Source organism: Micromonospora sp. NPDC007220 (genome assembly GCF_040634035.1).
Taxonomy (GTDB): Bacteria; Actinomycetota; Actinomycetes; order Mycobacteriales; family Micromonosporaceae; genus Micromonospora; species Micromonospora reichwaldensis.
In genome coordinates this window covers 1-13,339 of sequence record NZ_JBEYEU010000014.1, presented here as the reverse complement: position 1 = coordinate 13,339, position 13,339 = coordinate 1, and the positions used below count along the sequence as shown (strand labels likewise).

The following is a 13,339-nucleotide window of genomic DNA, read 5'->3' as shown; positions in this document are numbered from 1 at the left end:
GCAGTTCGGGCGACGTGTCGCTCCTCATGGCCGATCGAGGCCGGTGCGAGCGACAATGGGCCGGTTCGCCTTCAGCCGATCCCGGGGAGTCCACCGTGTCGTTGCCCCCGCTCGTCGAGCCCGCCGCCGAGCTGACCGTTGACGAGATCCGCCGCTACTCGCGCCACCTGATCATCCCGGACGTCGGGGTCGAGGGGCAGAAGCGGCTGAAGAACGCCAGGGTGCTCTGTGTCGGCGCCGGCGGCCTCGGCTCGCCGGCCCTGATGTATCTCGCCGCCGCCGGGGTCGGCACGCTCGGCATCATCGACTTCGACACCGTCGATGAGTCCAACCTCCAGCGCCAGATCATCCACGGCGTCTCGGACGTGGGCCGCTCCAAGGCCGAGTCGGCCGCGGCCTCGATCCGCGAGATCAACCCCCTGGTGAACGTGGAGATCCACAACACTGCGCTGGACCGGGAGAACGTGCGGGACATCTTCTCCCGCTACGACCTGATCGTCGACGGCACCGACAACTTCGCCACCCGCTACATGGTCAACGACGCGGCGGTGCTGCTCGGCAAGCCGTACGTCTGGGGGTCGATCTACCGCTTCGACGGCCAGGCGTCGGTGTTCTGGGCCGAGCACGGCCCCTGCTACCGCTGCCTCTACCCGGAGCCCCCGCCGCCCGGCATGGTCCCCTCCTGCGCCGAGGGTGGCGTGCTCGGCGTGCTCTGCGCGTCGATCGGCTCCATCCAGGTCAACGAGGCGATCAAGCTGCTCGCCGGCATCGGGGAGCCGCTGGTCGGCCGGCTGATGGTCTACGACGCCCTGGAGATGAGCTACCGCAAGATCAAGGTCCGCAAGGACCCCAACTGCGTGCTCTGCGGCGAGAACCCCACGGTCACCGACCTGCTGGAGGACTACGAGGACTTCTGCGGCGCGGTGTCGGAGGAGGCCCAGGAGGCGGTGGTCGACGCGACCATCACCGCGCTGGAGCTCAAGGAGTGGCAGGACGCGGGCAAGGACATCTTCCTCGTCGACGTCCGCGAGCCGGCCGAGTACGAGATCGTCCGGATCCCCGGCGCGACGCTGATCCCCAAGGGCGAGATCATCTCGGGCGAGGCGCTCGCCAAGCTGCCGCAGGACCGGCAGATCGTGCTGCACTGCAAGTCCGGGGTCCGCTCGGCGGAGGCGCTCGCCGCACTCAAGTCGGCCGGCTTCCGCGACGCGGTGCACGTGCAGGGCGGCGTGCTCTCCTGGATCAAGCAGATCGACCCGTCGCTGCCGGCGTACTGACCCGCGCCGTCGGCCGAGGTCGCGGGGGCCGTCCCGACCCCTGCGCCCTCGGCCGATTCGCCGAGGCGTGATCACGTTTGCGCAGGTAGCGTTGCCGCCGTGGTCGACATCGATGCGGCGGTCGGGTTCGTCGTGGCACACGGGGACGCGGTGGACCGGGCCCGGCTGTCCCGGCTGCGCACCGGCGTGCCGCCACCTCCCGGACTGCTCGACGCCGCCGAGGTCGGCCAGGCGCCCGACGGCGGCTGGCCGGCGACGCTGGGCGGGGCAGTCTCCTCCGTGGACGCCACCTGTTTCCGCCTGTCCGAGTTGGACGATCTCGGCGCGCTCGGTCGTCCGGCCGCCCGCCGGGCCCTGGACTGGCTGGCCGCGCGGCAGTCGCCCGACGGCGGCTGGGAGGAGGACCCGGCGCTGGCCGACGTGGCCCCCGAGTGGGCCCGGCCGGGCGACCCCGAGGCGGCGTTCCACCTGACCGCGAACGCCGGGTTCTGGCTGACCGTCGCCGGCTTGGACGCGCGGGCGGCGGGGCCGCTCGACCACCGGGTCGGCGGCGCGTACGCGGGCGTCGTGCAGGCCGCCGCCCAGTCGCTCGTCGCCCGGCTGCGCCCGGACGGCGGCTGGCCGTCCTTCCTGCCCGCCGGCTGGCTGAGCGCGGCGGTCCTGCACCGGCAGGAGATGTTCCACGAGGCGGCGCGGATCCAGGTGATCCTCGCCGAGCGGGTGCCGGAGCTGTCCCCGGGCGACGTGGCCTGGCTGGCCGCGACGCTGCGCCGCGTCGGCATCGACGGGCAGGACTGGCTGCTGGGGCGGGCGCGGCGGCGGCTGGCCGAGACCCAGCGCAGCGACGGCGGGTGGGAGAGCGACGACGGGCCCCAGTTCGACGTGCACACCACGCTGAGCGCGATCCGGGCCTGCCGCTGAGCTCCACCCGCCGGCCTCACTTGAGCTGGCTGATCACCAGTGGCCACCAGGCGTCCGGGGCGAAGGCGGCGCGGTCGATGCTCTCCAGGACGGTACGCAGCGTCTCCGCCCGCTCGGCCCGGCCCGGCTTGCCCTCGTCGGCCTCCACGAAGAGCGCGAACTGGTAGAGGAACTCGACGAAGGTGCGGAAGGTGCTGTTGACGGCCTGGATGTCCTGCTGCTCCAGGTCGAACTGGAGGATCTCGCCGGTCCCCGGGTCGAGCACGTAGAGCAGCTCCGGGTTGTCGGCGACCGCGCCGACCACGATCAGCCGGATGTCCAGGGAGCCGTCCTCGGTGCTCAGCTGGATCGTGTCGAACAGCTCGATGTCGCCTTCGAGGAACGCGGTGTAGACGACCGCCACGTCGAGCGGGATCTCGTCGCCGGCGGGGAGCAGGTCGGCGTCGAATCCCCCCTCCAGCCACGCCTCGCGCGGGTACGGGATGAGCTCGTCCTCGTTCCACAGTGAGCGGAACCGGGGGTCAGCGGCCATCGGTGGTCCTTTGCGTCTCGGTTGTGGAGGGTGCGCGGGCGCCGCAGGTGGCGGGGCCGGGACGCCGGGTGCGCAGCGGCGTCAGGACGCCAGGTCGGCGGCGATCAGCAGGCGTCGCCAGTTGTCGGCGTACTCGCCGGCGTGCCGGCCCTTGCGGAGCCGCTGGTCCCGAACGCCGGGCCCGAGGACGACGGCGACCAGCTCCGGGTAGCCGGGGCCGAGCACGTGCTCGTCGAAGAACGTGGCCACGTCGGGCGCGAGGACGGTGAACTCCACGTCCTCGTCGGGGTGCTCGTACTGGAAGACGTAGTCGTCGGGCTCCATCCAGTAGACGTCGAGATCCTCGGTGTCGAGGCGGATCGGCGCCCCCGCCCCGATCTCGCCGCGCAGCCGGGGCGGGATGCTGTGCACCTCGTGGCCGACCGCGAGCGGGCTGCCCATCGGGTCGTCCTCGTCCACCGGGCGGGCCGCCCAGGCCGCCGGGCTGCGGATCTCCTCGGGCGGGTCGAACCGGAAGTTGTCGCCGGCCAGCCGGCCGAAGAGACCGTAGACCTCGGCCACGCCGGGCAGGTCGGGGATCGGCTCCAGCGGGCTCGGCTCGCCGATGACCACGCCGAAGCCGTGCTCGGCCTCCAGGCGCCGCAGCAGCGTGAGCTTCTCCCGGATCCGGTCCAGCCGCGCCGGGTCCTGGGGGGCGGTCACGGGATCACCTTCACGATGACCGGGGTGCCCTCGGGAACGTCCCGCAGCGCGACGGAGATGTCGCTGCCGAGCTGGCGATTCGTCCAGGCGTCCATCGGCCTGAGGTTATCGTACGTGTCCGTTCCGTCCAGTTGCAGCTCCTGGATGTGGTCGGGGTCGTAGCCCTGGCCCCGGGCGGTGATCGGCCCCTTGCCCGCGTAGAGGCGCTCGACCACGTTCTTGTTGGCCAGGTACTTGTTCGTCTCCGGGGTGCCCATGTCCTGGGTGAGGCGGCCGTCCTTGGTGAGGCTGCGGATCATCCGGTCCCGGTAGATGTTCGTACGGGTGCGGCGCTTGCCGGTGGAGGGGTCGTAGACCTTGTTGCTGTCCCGGTCCGACGGCGCCTTCTTCAGCGCCCCGTCCTGGCCGAGCCGTTGCAGGTCGCGGGCCTTGCGGTCGAAGTCCCGCCGGTCGAAGTCCGGCCGGTTCTTCAGCACCAGCACCGCCGGGCCCTTCGGCTTCGTGCCGGCCGACTTGGCGGTGCGGAAGACGTCGGCGTTCTCCAGGTAGGCCGAGACGACGCGGGCGCCCTTGGCCTGCGTCTGCCGGGGCGGGCTGGTCCGCTTCCTAGCCATTGAGCACCGTCTCCACGGCCATGCCGATGAGCTGGTCGATGATGAAACCGGTGATCATCTTGAAGATCGGGATCTGGAGGAGGGACGCCCCGAAGGTGACCGCCGCCGTCACGATGGCCTGCGCGATCTGGATCGCCAGCAGGGCCAGTTGGATGATCACCTGGATCTTCAGGGCCAGCACCACGCCCGCCGCGACCATCAGCCCGACGCCGATGACGGTGGCCGGGCGGGCGACGTCGGCGATGTTGCGCGCGGCCGACTCGCCGTCGTTCCACTCGCCCGCGAAGGCGGTGAAGCTCTGGCCCCGGTTGTTGTCGAGTACCGTCCGCGCCGCCGCCTCCAGCTGCGCGACCGATCCGGAGATCTGACCGGCCATGCCGGTCCACTCCCCGGCGAGCTGGAAGATCGCCGTCTCGTCCGACTGTGGCCACTCGTAGCCGAGCATCGAGAGCAGGGAGGCGAGCTCACCCGGGAGCGTCAGTCCCACCGCGACTCCTTTCCTAGATCGGGCGACTCAGCCACCGGGGCGAGCCGAGGGCGGGCGGCTCAGCCACCCGGGGCGAGCCGAGGCCCGGCGGTTCAGGCACCCAGCGAGCCGAGGATCGAGCGGAAGGACGCGGCCGCGTTCTCCTCGGCGGCGCGGTAGCCGTCGGCCATCCCGCGCAGGCCGTCGACGTAGCTCTCCAGCTCGGTGATGTTGGTGCCGAGGCACTCGGCCAGCGCGTCCACGCACGCCTGGTGGGCGACGCCGAGCAGCGAGCCGATGTCGTCGCCGCCGAAGGCCGCGGCGTAGCCGCCGGCCGCCGCCTGGAAGCCCTCGAAGACCTGGCGGACGGACTCCTTGGCTCGTTCCAACTCGTCCGCGCCGCGACCCAGCGCGTCGAGGTCGACGTCGAGGCTCTCCACGCTCAGCTCCCGTGCAGTTTCCGCATTGTCTCGCTGACGGCCTGGCTGATCTCCCGCATCTGCCGCAGGCCCTGGTCCTGGAGGCGTTCGATGGTGGCGATCATCGCGGCGAGGTCGGGCATCGGCTCGGTGGCGGCGACCCCGTCGTCCTGGCCGTCGAGCGCGGCGTTGACCGCCTGGTGCAGCTCGGCGGCGAGGTATTCCGAGCCCTCCCGGAGCACCCGGGGGTCGATGTCGACGGCGCTCACCCGGCCGTCGGTGCCGAGCGTGACCCGGATGCGGCCCTCGGCGGCCTCGGCCACCGACTCCATCCGCTCCCGGGGCGCGGCGCCGCCGCCCACCTCGCGCAGCGCGGCCCGCGCCTGCGCCAGTTGCTGTTCCAGGGCACTCTCGCCCAGCATGCCGCCTCCCCAAGACAAGCCGTGCCGAACCCGACCCAGACTAGCGGTCACCCGCAATCCGACGGTGGCCCCGCCCACGGCCGTCCGGGCACTCGCGAGCGTCGGCGATGGTTCAGCCGCGCAGGTGGCCGTCCCCGGTCACCACGTACTTGGTGGAGGTCAGCTCGGGCAGGCCCATCGGGCCGCGCGCGTGCAGCTTCTGGGTGGAGATGCCGATCTCGGCGCCGAAGCCGAACTCGCCGCCGTCGGTGAACCGGGTCGAGGCGTTGACCATCACCGCCGCCGCGTCCACCCGGGCCACGAACTCCCGGGCGGCGGTGGTCGAGTCGGTGACGATCGCCTCGGTGTGCCCGGTGCCGTACCGCCGGATGTGCGCGACCGCCGCGTCGAGCGAGTCGACGACGGCGACCGCGATGTCGGCGGAGAGGTACTCGGTGGCGAAGTCCTCGTCGGTGGCGGGTCGCACGGCGGCCGAGTGGGCGGCGACCCGCTCGTCGCCGTGCACGGTGACGCCGGCCTCGGCGAAGGCGGCCAGCACCGGCGGCAGGAAGGCGTCGGCGACCGCCGCGTGCACGAGCAGCGACTCGGCGGTGTTGCAGGTGGAGAGCCGCTGGGTCTTCGCGTTCAGCGCGATCGCGACGGCCTTGGCCAGGTCGGCGGTGGCGTCGACGTAGACGTGGCAGTTGCCCACGCCGGTCTCGATGACCGGCACGGTGGACTCCTCCACCACCGTGCGGATCAGGGACGCGCCGCCGCGCGGGATCAGCACGTCGACCAGGCCCCGGGCGCGCATCAGCTCCTTGACCGAGTCGCGGCTGCCGGCGTCGAGGAGCTGCACCGCGTCCGCCGGCAGGCCGGCGTCGGTCACCGCGTCCCGCAGCACGGCGACCAGGGCGGCGTTGGAGTGGGCCGCCGACGAGGAGCCGCGCAGCAGCGCCGCGTTGCCGGACTTCAGGCAGATGCCGGCGGCGTCGACCGTCACGTTCGGCCGGGCCTCGTAGATGATGCCCACCACGCCGAACGGCACCCGGATCTGGCGCAGCTCCAGCCCGTTGGGCAGGGTCGAGCCCCGGACCACCTCGCCCACCGGGTCCGGCAGCGCGGCCATCTGCCGCAGCGCGTCGGCGATGCCGGCCACCCGCCCCGCGTCGAGGGCGAGCCGGTCCAGCACGGCCGCGCTCAGCCCGGCCCCGCGCCCGGCCGCCAGGTCCGTCGCGTTCGCGGCCAGGATCTCCGGCGTACGCGCCACCAGCGCGTCGGCCATCGCCACCAGCGCGGTGTCCTTGGCCGTACGCGTGGCGACAGCCAGCGCCTCCGCCGCCGTACGCGCCCGCCGGGCCTGTTCGCTCACGCTCATCGCCGCACTCCTCACAGCAGTACGAGGTCGTCGCGGTGGACGACCTCCCGTTCGTACGCCGGGCCGAGCGCCGCGGCGAGTTCCGTGGTGGAGCGGCCGAGCAGCCCGGGCAGCTCGACCGCGTCGTAGTTGACCAGTCCCCGGGCGACCGGCGCGCCCTCGACGTCCACCAGGTCGACCGGGTCGCCGGCGGTGAACGCCCCGTCCACGGCCGTGATCCCGGCGGGCAGCAGCGACTTGCGGCGGCCCACCACCGCCGCGACCGCGCCCGGGTCGAGGTGCAGCCGCCCCCGGGGAGTGGTGGCGTGGGCCAGCCAGAAGAGCCGGGCCGTCGGGCGTCGGCGGCTCGGGTGGAACAGGGTGCCGACGGGCTCGCCGGCCAGCACGGGGGCGGCCAGCGGCGCGGCGGTCAGCACCACCGGGATGCCGAAGCCGGTCGCGATCCGGGCCGCCTCCACCTTCGTCACCATGCCGCCGGTGCCCACGCCGGCCCGGCCGGCGCCGCCGATGTCGACCCCGGTGAGGTCCCGCTCGTCGTGCACCTCGCTGATCCGGCTGGAGCCCGGGCGGGTGGGGTCGCCGGTCCAGAGGGCGTCCACGTCGGAGAGGAGCACCAGCAGGTCGGCGTGGACCAGGGCGGCGACGAGGGCGGCCAGCCGGTCGTTGTCGCCGAACCGGATCTCCTCGGTGGCGACCGTGTCGTTCTCGTTGACGATCGGCACCGCCCGCAGGTCGAGCAGCTTGCGCAGCGTGCGGTACGCGTTGCGGTAGTGCGCCCGCCGGGTCACGTCGTCGACGGTGAGCAGGACCTGCCCGACGGTCAGCCCGTGCCGGGCGAAGGCGGCCGCGTACCGGCCGATCAGCAGGCCCTGCCCGACGCTGGCGGCGGCCTGCTGGGTGGCCAGGTCGCGCGGGCGCCGGGACAGCCCCAGCGGCGCGAGGCCGGCGGCGATCGCGCCGGAGCTGACCAGCACGACCTCCCGGCCCTCGGCGGCGAGCGCGCCCAGGGTGCCGACGAGCGCGCCGACCCGCCCGTCGTCCAATCCGCCTTCGGCGGTGGTCAACGAGGAGGATCCGATCTTGACGACGACCCGCCGGGCCGCCGTGACCATGTCACGCACCCGCCCATTCTGCGTGGTCGGTCCCGGCACGCCCCGGCGCGTTCTCATATCGTGGCCGGTCGTGAGACCTGACGAGTACGTCGAGGCGGTGCTGGAGCTCGTCGAGCGGATCCCGCCGGGCCGGGTGATGTCGTACGGGGCGGTGGCCGACGCGCTGGCCGAACGTTCGGGGCGGGCGTCGGCCAGGCTGGTCGGCTCGATCATGGCCCGGCACGGCGGGGGAGTGCCCTGGCACCGGGTCGTGAACGCGGCCGGCCGCCTGCCACCCGGGCACGAGCGGGAGGCGCGGGCCCGGCTGCGCGCCGAGGGAACGCCGCTACGCGGCGACGGGGTGGACATGAGGGCGAGCTGGTCGCCCGAGGAGGGGATGTGACCCGTGCCATAACGTGAGTAACATTCGGCGTCATGGACGCGTCGCCGGGTGGAGCCGGCTCCCCGCCCGCCGCGCCGCCGCCCGCCGGCCCCACGCCCACCGCACCGGCCGGCGCCGGCCCGACGTCCGCCTCGGGCGTGCTGCCGCGCCGGGTGCACGCCGGCTATGCGCTCGGTTCGCTGGCGACCGGCGCGTTCGGCACCGTGCCCGGCCTGCTCCTGCTGCCGTACCTGACCGACACCCTCGGCGTCGCGGCGGGCGCGGCGGCCCTGCTGGTGCTCCTGCCGAAGGCGTGGGACGTGCTGGTCAACCCGGTCGCCGGCCGGATCTCCGACCGCACCCGGTCGCGCTGGGGCGCCCGCCGGCCGTACCTGCTGGTCGCCGGGCTCGCCCTCGGCGTGCTCTTCGCCGCCATCTTCGCCGCGCCGTTCGGGGCCGGGCCGGCCGCCGGGGCGTACGTGGCGTTCGCCTTCCTCGCCACCGCCACCGCGTTCGCCTTCTTCCAGGTGCCGTACGTGGCGATGCCGGCGGAGCTGACCGGCGACTACGCCGAACGTACCCGGCTGATGACCTGGCGGATCGCGGTGCTGGCGCTGGCCATCCTGGTCTCCGGCGCGGTGGCCCCGCTGGTGCGCGACGCCGGTGGCGGAGGCGTCCCGGGGCACCGCTGGATGGGGCTCTTCGTCGCCGGCCTGATCGTGCTCGGGGCGGTCGGCGCGTTCCTCGGCACCCGGTCCGCGCCCGGCGGCACGGTGGGGGAGAGCGAGCCGACGCTGCGCGCGCAGCTCGCCGTCGCCGCCCGCAACCGACCGTTCCGGGCGCTGCTGGTCTGCTTCGTGGTGCAGTCCGCCGGGGTGGCCACTGTCCTCGCCGGGGTCAACTACTTCGCCGACCAGATCCTGCGCGATCCCAAGGGCGGGCCGACCGTCCTGTTCGCCTGCTTCGTCGGGCCGGCGCTGCTGGTGATGCCGCTCTGGACCCGGGTCGGGGCGCGGGTCGGCAAACTCGCCGCGCTGGTCGCCGCCTCCCTGATCTTCGCGGTGGGCGCGCTGGCCCTGGTCGCCGCCCCGGTGCTGCCCCCGCTCGCGGTCTACCTGCTGGTCGCGCTGATCGGCGTCGGCTACGCCGGGCAGCAGGTGTTCGCCCTCGCCATGCTCCCGGACTGCATCGCGTACGACACGGCGCGCACCGGCCGGCGGCAGGCCGGTGTCTTCACCGGGCTCTGGACGGCCGGGGAGACCTTCGGGCTGGCCCTCGGGCCGGGCATCTTCGGCCTGGTGCTCCAGCTCAGCGGCTACGTCTCCTCCGACACCGGCACGGCGGCCACCCAGTCCGGCACCGCCCGCCTCGGCATCCTGCTCGGCTTCACGGTCCTCCCCGCCCTCCTGGTCGGCCTGGCCGTCCTGGCCCTCCGCCCCTACGACCTGACCCCGGCCCGCCTGGCCGCCGCCACCCCCACCCCAACCCCGCACCCCCGCACCCACCCCGCCGATCATGCGGTTGTGGTGGGGGAGGAAAGCCGCTGACCCCCACGGAAAGGGCACCACGACTCCATGATCGACGAGGGAACCGAGCGGCGGGCGCTGCCCGGGAACGGGCTGCCCGCCGAGCGGGTGCTGGCGGAGCTGCGGGCACTGCGGGCGGCCGACCGGCCCACGCACGGGGGGCGGCTGTTCGCGTACGTCTACGACCCGGCGGTGCCGGGGCTGGACGAGCTGGCCGCCGCCGCGTACGCCGGCAGCGCCCACGTCAACGGGCTCGACCCGACCGCCTTCCCGTCGCTGCTGGCGATGGAGAACGCGCTGGTCGGCGCTGCCGCTCGGCTGCTCGGCGGGGGCCCCGGCAGCGCCGCGCCGGACGTCGTCGGCAGCGTCACCAGCGGCGGCACCGAGTCGCTGATCCTCGCCGTCAAGGCCGCCCGGGACGCCCACCCGGAGATCGCGGCACCCCGGATCGTGGTGCCGGCCAGCGCGCACGCCGCGTTCGCCAAGGCGGCGCACTACCTGCGGGTCGCCGTGGACACGGTGCCCGTGTCGGCGTCCACGCTGCGGCCCGCCGCCGCCGACATGGCCGCCGCCATCGGCCCGGAGACCGTGCTGGTGGCCTGCTCCGCCCCCTCGTACGCGCACGGCGTCGTCGATCCCGTCGCCCCGATCGCCGAAGCTGCCGCCGCCGCCGGGGTGCGCTGCCACGTGGACGCCTGCTTCGGGGGCTGGACCCTGCCGTACCTGCGTCGGCTCGGGGCGGACGTGCCGCCGTTCGACTTCGCGCTCGCGGGGGTCACCTCGATCTCGGTGGACCTGCACAAGTACGCGTACGCCCCGAAGGGCGTGTCGGTCCTGCTGCACCGTGATCCGGCGCTGCGTGCCCCGCAGTACTTCGCGTACGCGGACTGGCCCGGCTACACGATGGTCAACCCGGTCATCGCCTCCACCCGCTCCGGCGGACCGATCGCCGCCGCGTACGCCACCCTGCGGCACCTCGGCGACGACGGGTACCTGCGGCTCGCGGCGGCCACCCGGGACGCCGTCGCCGGCCTGGCCGACGCCGTCCGCGCGGTCGACGGGCTGCGGCTGATGGCCGAGCCGGAGTCGACAGTCGTCTGCTTCACCGCCACCGATGCGGGCCTCGACCTCTTCGTCCTGGTCGACGAGCTGGCCGCCCGCGGCTGGCACACCCAGCCCCAGCTGTCGTACGCCGACCTGCCGCCGAGCGTGCACCTGACGGTGACCGCCGCGGTGGCGCCCCGGGTGGCGGAGTTCGGCCCGGACCTGGCCGACGCCGTGGCCGCCGCCCGGGCCGCCGGACCGGTGACGCTCCCCGCCGAGCTGCTCGCCCTCGCGACCACGCTCACCCCCGACGCGCTCACCCCCGACCTGGTCGCGGGCCTGGCCGCCGGCCTGGGCCTGACCGCCCCCGCCGACGCGGCCGGTCCCGACGCCACCGCTGGTCCCGACGCCGCCGCCGGTTCCGCAGACGCCGCCGGCACCGGCGGTTCGTTGGCGGGGCGGATGGCGGTGGTGAACACCCTGCTCGACGCCGCGCCGCCGGCGCTGCGGGAACGGCTGCTGGTGGAGTTCGTCGGCCTGCTGCAACGCCCCACGTGGTGAGCGGCGGCGCCCACCCCGCCGGGTGGACGCCGCCGCCGGATCACCTGTCCACCCGGACGACGACGTGGTTGTCGCCGGGGGTCACGTCCGGCCAGTAGCGGTGGTCGGCGCCGTAGTGGACCAGCCAGATTGACGGGCCCGCCTCAAGGCGCTCCGGCCCGAGGCGGAAGCGGAAGGTCCAGCTCCGGCGCTCCCCGGCCGGCACCCCCTCGGTCAGGCACGACGGCCACTCCGGCTGTTCGCGGGCCGGCTCGCACCGGTACCAGTCGCCGCCGTCGGGCGTGCCGAAGGCCTCCAGGTGCCGGAAGGCGACGCGGTTCGCGTCGAGGGGTCCCCGGTTGGTCACGGTCACCGTCACCGTGCCCTGGAACCGGCCGTGCTCGTCCGCCGGTCCGAGGACGAACGGCCCGGCAGAGATCGCGAGGTCGGTGAGGCGGGAGTCCCGGCCGAAGGTGGTCGGACCGCCGGTCTGGGCGAACCGTTCGCCGTCCCAGCCGTACGTCCGCCACTGCTGGCGCGCCCAGTACGCCGGAATGCTGCAACAGGGCTGGAGGTCGGCGACCTGGACGCGGACCTTCCCGTCGGCCACGGCGACGGCGCGGACGTCCTCGAAGCCGCCGTCACCCTCCTCGTGGGTCCGGGTCACCCGCCCCAGCGTGACGATCCGCCCGGCGGCGTCCCGGTCGAAGGCGACCACCTGCTTCGCCGACGCCTCGCCGATGCGGCAGCCGAGCAGGGCCAGCGTCTCGGTGGCGCCGTCGGCGTCGACGTCGCCGTGCGTGACGCTGATCAGGTACGGCCGGTCCACCTCCGGTGTGGTGGCCGGCAGCAGGGTGACCCGCGTGGTGTCGGCGCAGTTGCGGCCGGCCCAGGCCGGCAGGTCGGGTCGGGCGGCGCGCAGCTGCCGCTCGGTGATCCGGCCGTCCGGCGCGGCCGGTGACGACGGCGACGACGACGGCGACCGCGACGCGTCGGGTGAGGGCCGGGGCGACGGGGACCAGGTGGGGTCGGCCGTCGGCGTCGCCGCTGGCGGTGCCGGCGACGGGGCGTCCCGCAGCGCCGCGACGGCGGCGATCGGGGCCACCACCAGCGCGACGGCGACCGCCCCGGTCGCGACGGCGGCGCGGCGGCGACGCCGCAGCGTGCGCCGGGCCGCGTCCGGGCCCGGACCGTCGATCCGGTCCGTCAGGTCTCCGCGGTACGCGGCGAAGCGCGCCCGCAGCGGGTCCTGCTCAGGCATGACCGACTCCCTCCGGGTTCTCGTCGAGCAGGGTGGCCAGGACGACTCGGCCCCGGTGCAGCCACGACTTGACCGTCCCCTCGGCCACCCCCTCCTGGACGGCGATCTGGGCGACGGACATGTCGGCGAGGTAGTGCAGGACCACGGCCCGCCGGTGTTTCTCGGGCAGCGCCGCGAGCGCCCTGTCGATGTCCACCCGGTCCGGCGTCGGGCCCGGCACCTGCGTCTCCACCCGCCGCTGCCGCAGCAGGTGGCCGCGGGCGGTACGCAGCCGACGCCACCGGCTGCGGGCGAGGTTCCAGGCCACCCGCCGGATCCAGGCCACCGGGTCGTCGTAGCGGGCCAGCCGGTCCCACCGGGCGAGCGCCCGGCAGAACGCCTCCTGCGCCAGGTCCTGGGCCTGGCCCAGGTCTCCGGTGTACGCGCAGAGCTGCGCGGTCACGCTGCGGAAGTGCGCGTGGTAGAAGTCGTCGAAGGTGATCGTCGCCGCGCCCTCGCCGGCCCGCGCGTCGACCGTCGGAGGTGGTTCGTTGGCGCGGGCCCCCATCGTCACTGTCACTGTCCCTCCCCGTTCGGGCCGCCGTGGGTGTCTGGCGGCGGTAACACTCCGCCGGGCTGCGGCCGGTTGCGGGCTGGCGCGGTCGTGGATCCGACGGCCGCCGACGGGTCGAGCGGGAAACGGCGCGCGGCCGTGGGGGTCGCCCACGGCCGCGCGCCGGCCAAGTGCACCGGCGGCACCCGGCGGCGCTGACGGGGAAACCGGCGGTGTTGTCGGCCCGGTCGAC

General features: G+C 74.5%; 15 protein-coding genes. 5 read left to right on the top strand and 10 right to left on the bottom strand.

What is annotated here, in order from left to right; translation table 11 throughout:
* Positions 1–26 precede the first annotated feature (26 nt).
* Entirely contained in the window at positions 27–1,277 is a 1,251-nt protein-coding gene (moeZ, locus tag ABZ573_RS22200) for an adenylyltransferase/sulfurtransferase MoeZ (RefSeq protein ID WP_327029633.1), read from the top strand.
* A gap of 99 nt (positions 1,278–1,376) precedes the next feature.
* Positions 1,377–2,198, top strand: a complete 822-nt coding sequence (locus ABZ573_RS22195) for a prenyltransferase/squalene oxidase repeat-containing protein (RefSeq protein WP_327029632.1) — start codon at positions 1,377–1,379, stop codon at positions 2,196–2,198.
* 16 nt (positions 2,199–2,214) lie between these two features.
* Here ABZ573_RS22195 and ABZ573_RS22190 read toward each other — a convergent pair whose 3' ends face one another.
* The 8 genes from ABZ573_RS22190 to proB all read right to left on the bottom strand — a co-directional run bounded on the left by ABZ573_RS22190 (position 2,215) and on the right by proB (position 7,831).
* On the bottom strand, positions 2,215–2,730 hold the full coding sequence (locus ABZ573_RS22190) for an SUKH-4 family immunity protein (RefSeq protein ID WP_151456500.1): 516 nt from the start codon (positions 2,728–2,730) through the stop codon (positions 2,215–2,217).
* A gap of 81 nt (positions 2,731–2,811) precedes the next feature.
* Entirely contained in the window at positions 2,812–3,432 is a 621-nt protein-coding gene (locus tag ABZ573_RS22185; protein WP_358120559.1) for a hypothetical protein, read from the bottom strand.
* Positions 3,429–4,046, bottom strand: a complete 618-nt coding sequence (locus tag ABZ573_RS22180) for a hypothetical protein (RefSeq protein ID WP_151456502.1) — start codon at positions 4,044–4,046, stop codon at positions 3,429–3,431. Before ABZ573_RS22180 ends, ABZ573_RS22185 begins: the two co-directional genes overlap by 4 nt.
* Positions 4,039–4,533 carry a hypothetical protein gene (locus ABZ573_RS22175; RefSeq protein ID WP_151456503.1) on the bottom strand — a complete coding sequence of 165 codons (495 nt, stop codon included), beginning with the start codon at positions 4,531–4,533 and terminating at the stop codon, positions 4,039–4,041. The genes ABZ573_RS22180 and ABZ573_RS22175 overlap by 8 nt, the downstream gene beginning before the upstream one ends.
* A 92-nt stretch (positions 4,534–4,625) precedes the next feature.
* Entirely contained in the window at positions 4,626–4,952 is a 327-nt protein-coding gene (locus ABZ573_RS22170; protein ID WP_132230860.1) for a hypothetical protein, read from the bottom strand.
* A gap of 2 nt (positions 4,953–4,954) precedes the next feature.
* Positions 4,955–5,353 carry a YbaB/EbfC family nucleoid-associated protein gene (locus ABZ573_RS22165; RefSeq protein ID WP_358120554.1) on the bottom strand — a complete coding sequence of 133 codons (399 nt, stop codon included), beginning with the start codon at positions 5,351–5,353 and terminating at the stop codon, positions 4,955–4,957.
* 112 nt (positions 5,354–5,465) lie between these two features.
* On the bottom strand, positions 5,466–6,710 hold the full coding sequence (locus ABZ573_RS22160; protein WP_327029628.1) for a glutamate-5-semialdehyde dehydrogenase: 1,245 nt from the start codon (positions 6,708–6,710) through the stop codon (positions 5,466–5,468).
* Positions 6,711–6,721: 11 nt separating this feature from the next.
* The gene (proB, locus tag ABZ573_RS22155) at positions 6,722–7,831 is read right to left on the bottom strand and encodes a glutamate 5-kinase (protein ID WP_192581527.1); all 1,110 of its coding nucleotides are present in this window, start codon (positions 7,829–7,831) and stop codon (positions 6,722–6,724) included.
* Between the two features lie 61 nt (positions 7,832–7,892).
* Between proB and ABZ573_RS22150 the strand changes: the two genes are divergently transcribed.
* The 3 genes from ABZ573_RS22150 to ABZ573_RS22140 are packed head-to-tail and all read left to right on the top strand — an operon-like array spanning position 7,893 to position 11,314.
* Positions 7,893–8,204, top strand: a complete 312-nt coding sequence (locus ABZ573_RS22150; RefSeq protein WP_132230864.1) for an MGMT family protein — start codon at positions 7,893–7,895, stop codon at positions 8,202–8,204.
* Positions 8,205–8,236: 32 nt separating this feature from the next.
* Complete coding sequence (locus ABZ573_RS22145; protein WP_358120549.1) at positions 8,237–9,730, top strand: MFS transporter; 1,494 nt, start codon at positions 8,237–8,239, stop codon at positions 9,728–9,730.
* Between the two features lie 27 nt (positions 9,731–9,757).
* The gene (locus ABZ573_RS22140) at positions 9,758–11,314 is read left to right on the top strand and encodes an aminotransferase class V-fold PLP-dependent enzyme (RefSeq protein ID WP_151457474.1); all 1,557 of its coding nucleotides are present in this window, start codon (positions 9,758–9,760) and stop codon (positions 11,312–11,314) included.
* A 40-nt stretch (positions 11,315–11,354) separates the two neighbouring features.
* Here ABZ573_RS22140 and ABZ573_RS22135 read toward each other — a convergent pair whose 3' ends face one another.
* Complete coding sequence (locus tag ABZ573_RS22135) at positions 11,355–12,554, bottom strand: hypothetical protein (RefSeq protein ID WP_358120546.1); 1,200 nt, start codon at positions 12,552–12,554, stop codon at positions 11,355–11,357.
* Positions 12,547–13,113 carry a SigE family RNA polymerase sigma factor gene (locus ABZ573_RS22130; RefSeq protein WP_358120543.1) on the bottom strand — a complete coding sequence of 189 codons (567 nt, stop codon included), beginning with the start codon at positions 13,111–13,113 and terminating at the stop codon, positions 12,547–12,549. Before ABZ573_RS22130 ends, ABZ573_RS22135 begins: the two co-directional genes overlap by 8 nt.
* Positions 13,114–13,339 lie beyond the last annotated feature (226 nt).

Excerpts from the sequence above, each read along its gene's own strand:
- ABZ573_RS22165 (WP_358120554.1), bottom strand. The coding sequence starts at position 5,353 with ATGCTGGGCGAGAGTGCCCTGGAACAGCAACTGGCGCAGGCGCGGGCC.
- ABZ573_RS22135 (WP_358120546.1), bottom strand. The coding sequence starts at position 12,554 with ATGCCTGAGCAGGACCCGCTGCGGGCGCGCTTCGCCGCGTACCGCGGA.
- ABZ573_RS22180 (WP_151456502.1), bottom strand. The coding sequence starts at position 4,046 with ATGGCTAGGAAGCGGACCAGCCCGCCCCGGCAGACGCAGGCCAAGGGC.
- ABZ573_RS22190 (WP_151456500.1), bottom strand. The coding sequence starts at position 2,730 with ATGGCCGCTGACCCCCGGTTCCGCTCACTGTGGAACGAGGACGAGCTC.
- moeZ (WP_327029633.1), top strand. The coding sequence starts at position 27 with ATGGCCGATCGAGGCCGGTGCGAGCGACAATGGGCCGGTTCGCCTTCA.
- ABZ573_RS22160 (WP_327029628.1), bottom strand. The coding sequence starts at position 6,710 with ATGAGCGTGAGCGAACAGGCCCGGCGGGCGCGTACGGCGGCGGAGGCG.
- ABZ573_RS22140 (WP_151457474.1), top strand. The coding sequence starts at position 9,758 with ATGATCGACGAGGGAACCGAGCGGCGGGCGCTGCCCGGGAACGGGCTG.
- ABZ573_RS22145 (WP_358120549.1), top strand. The coding sequence starts at position 8,237 with ATGGACGCGTCGCCGGGTGGAGCCGGCTCCCCGCCCGCCGCGCCGCCG.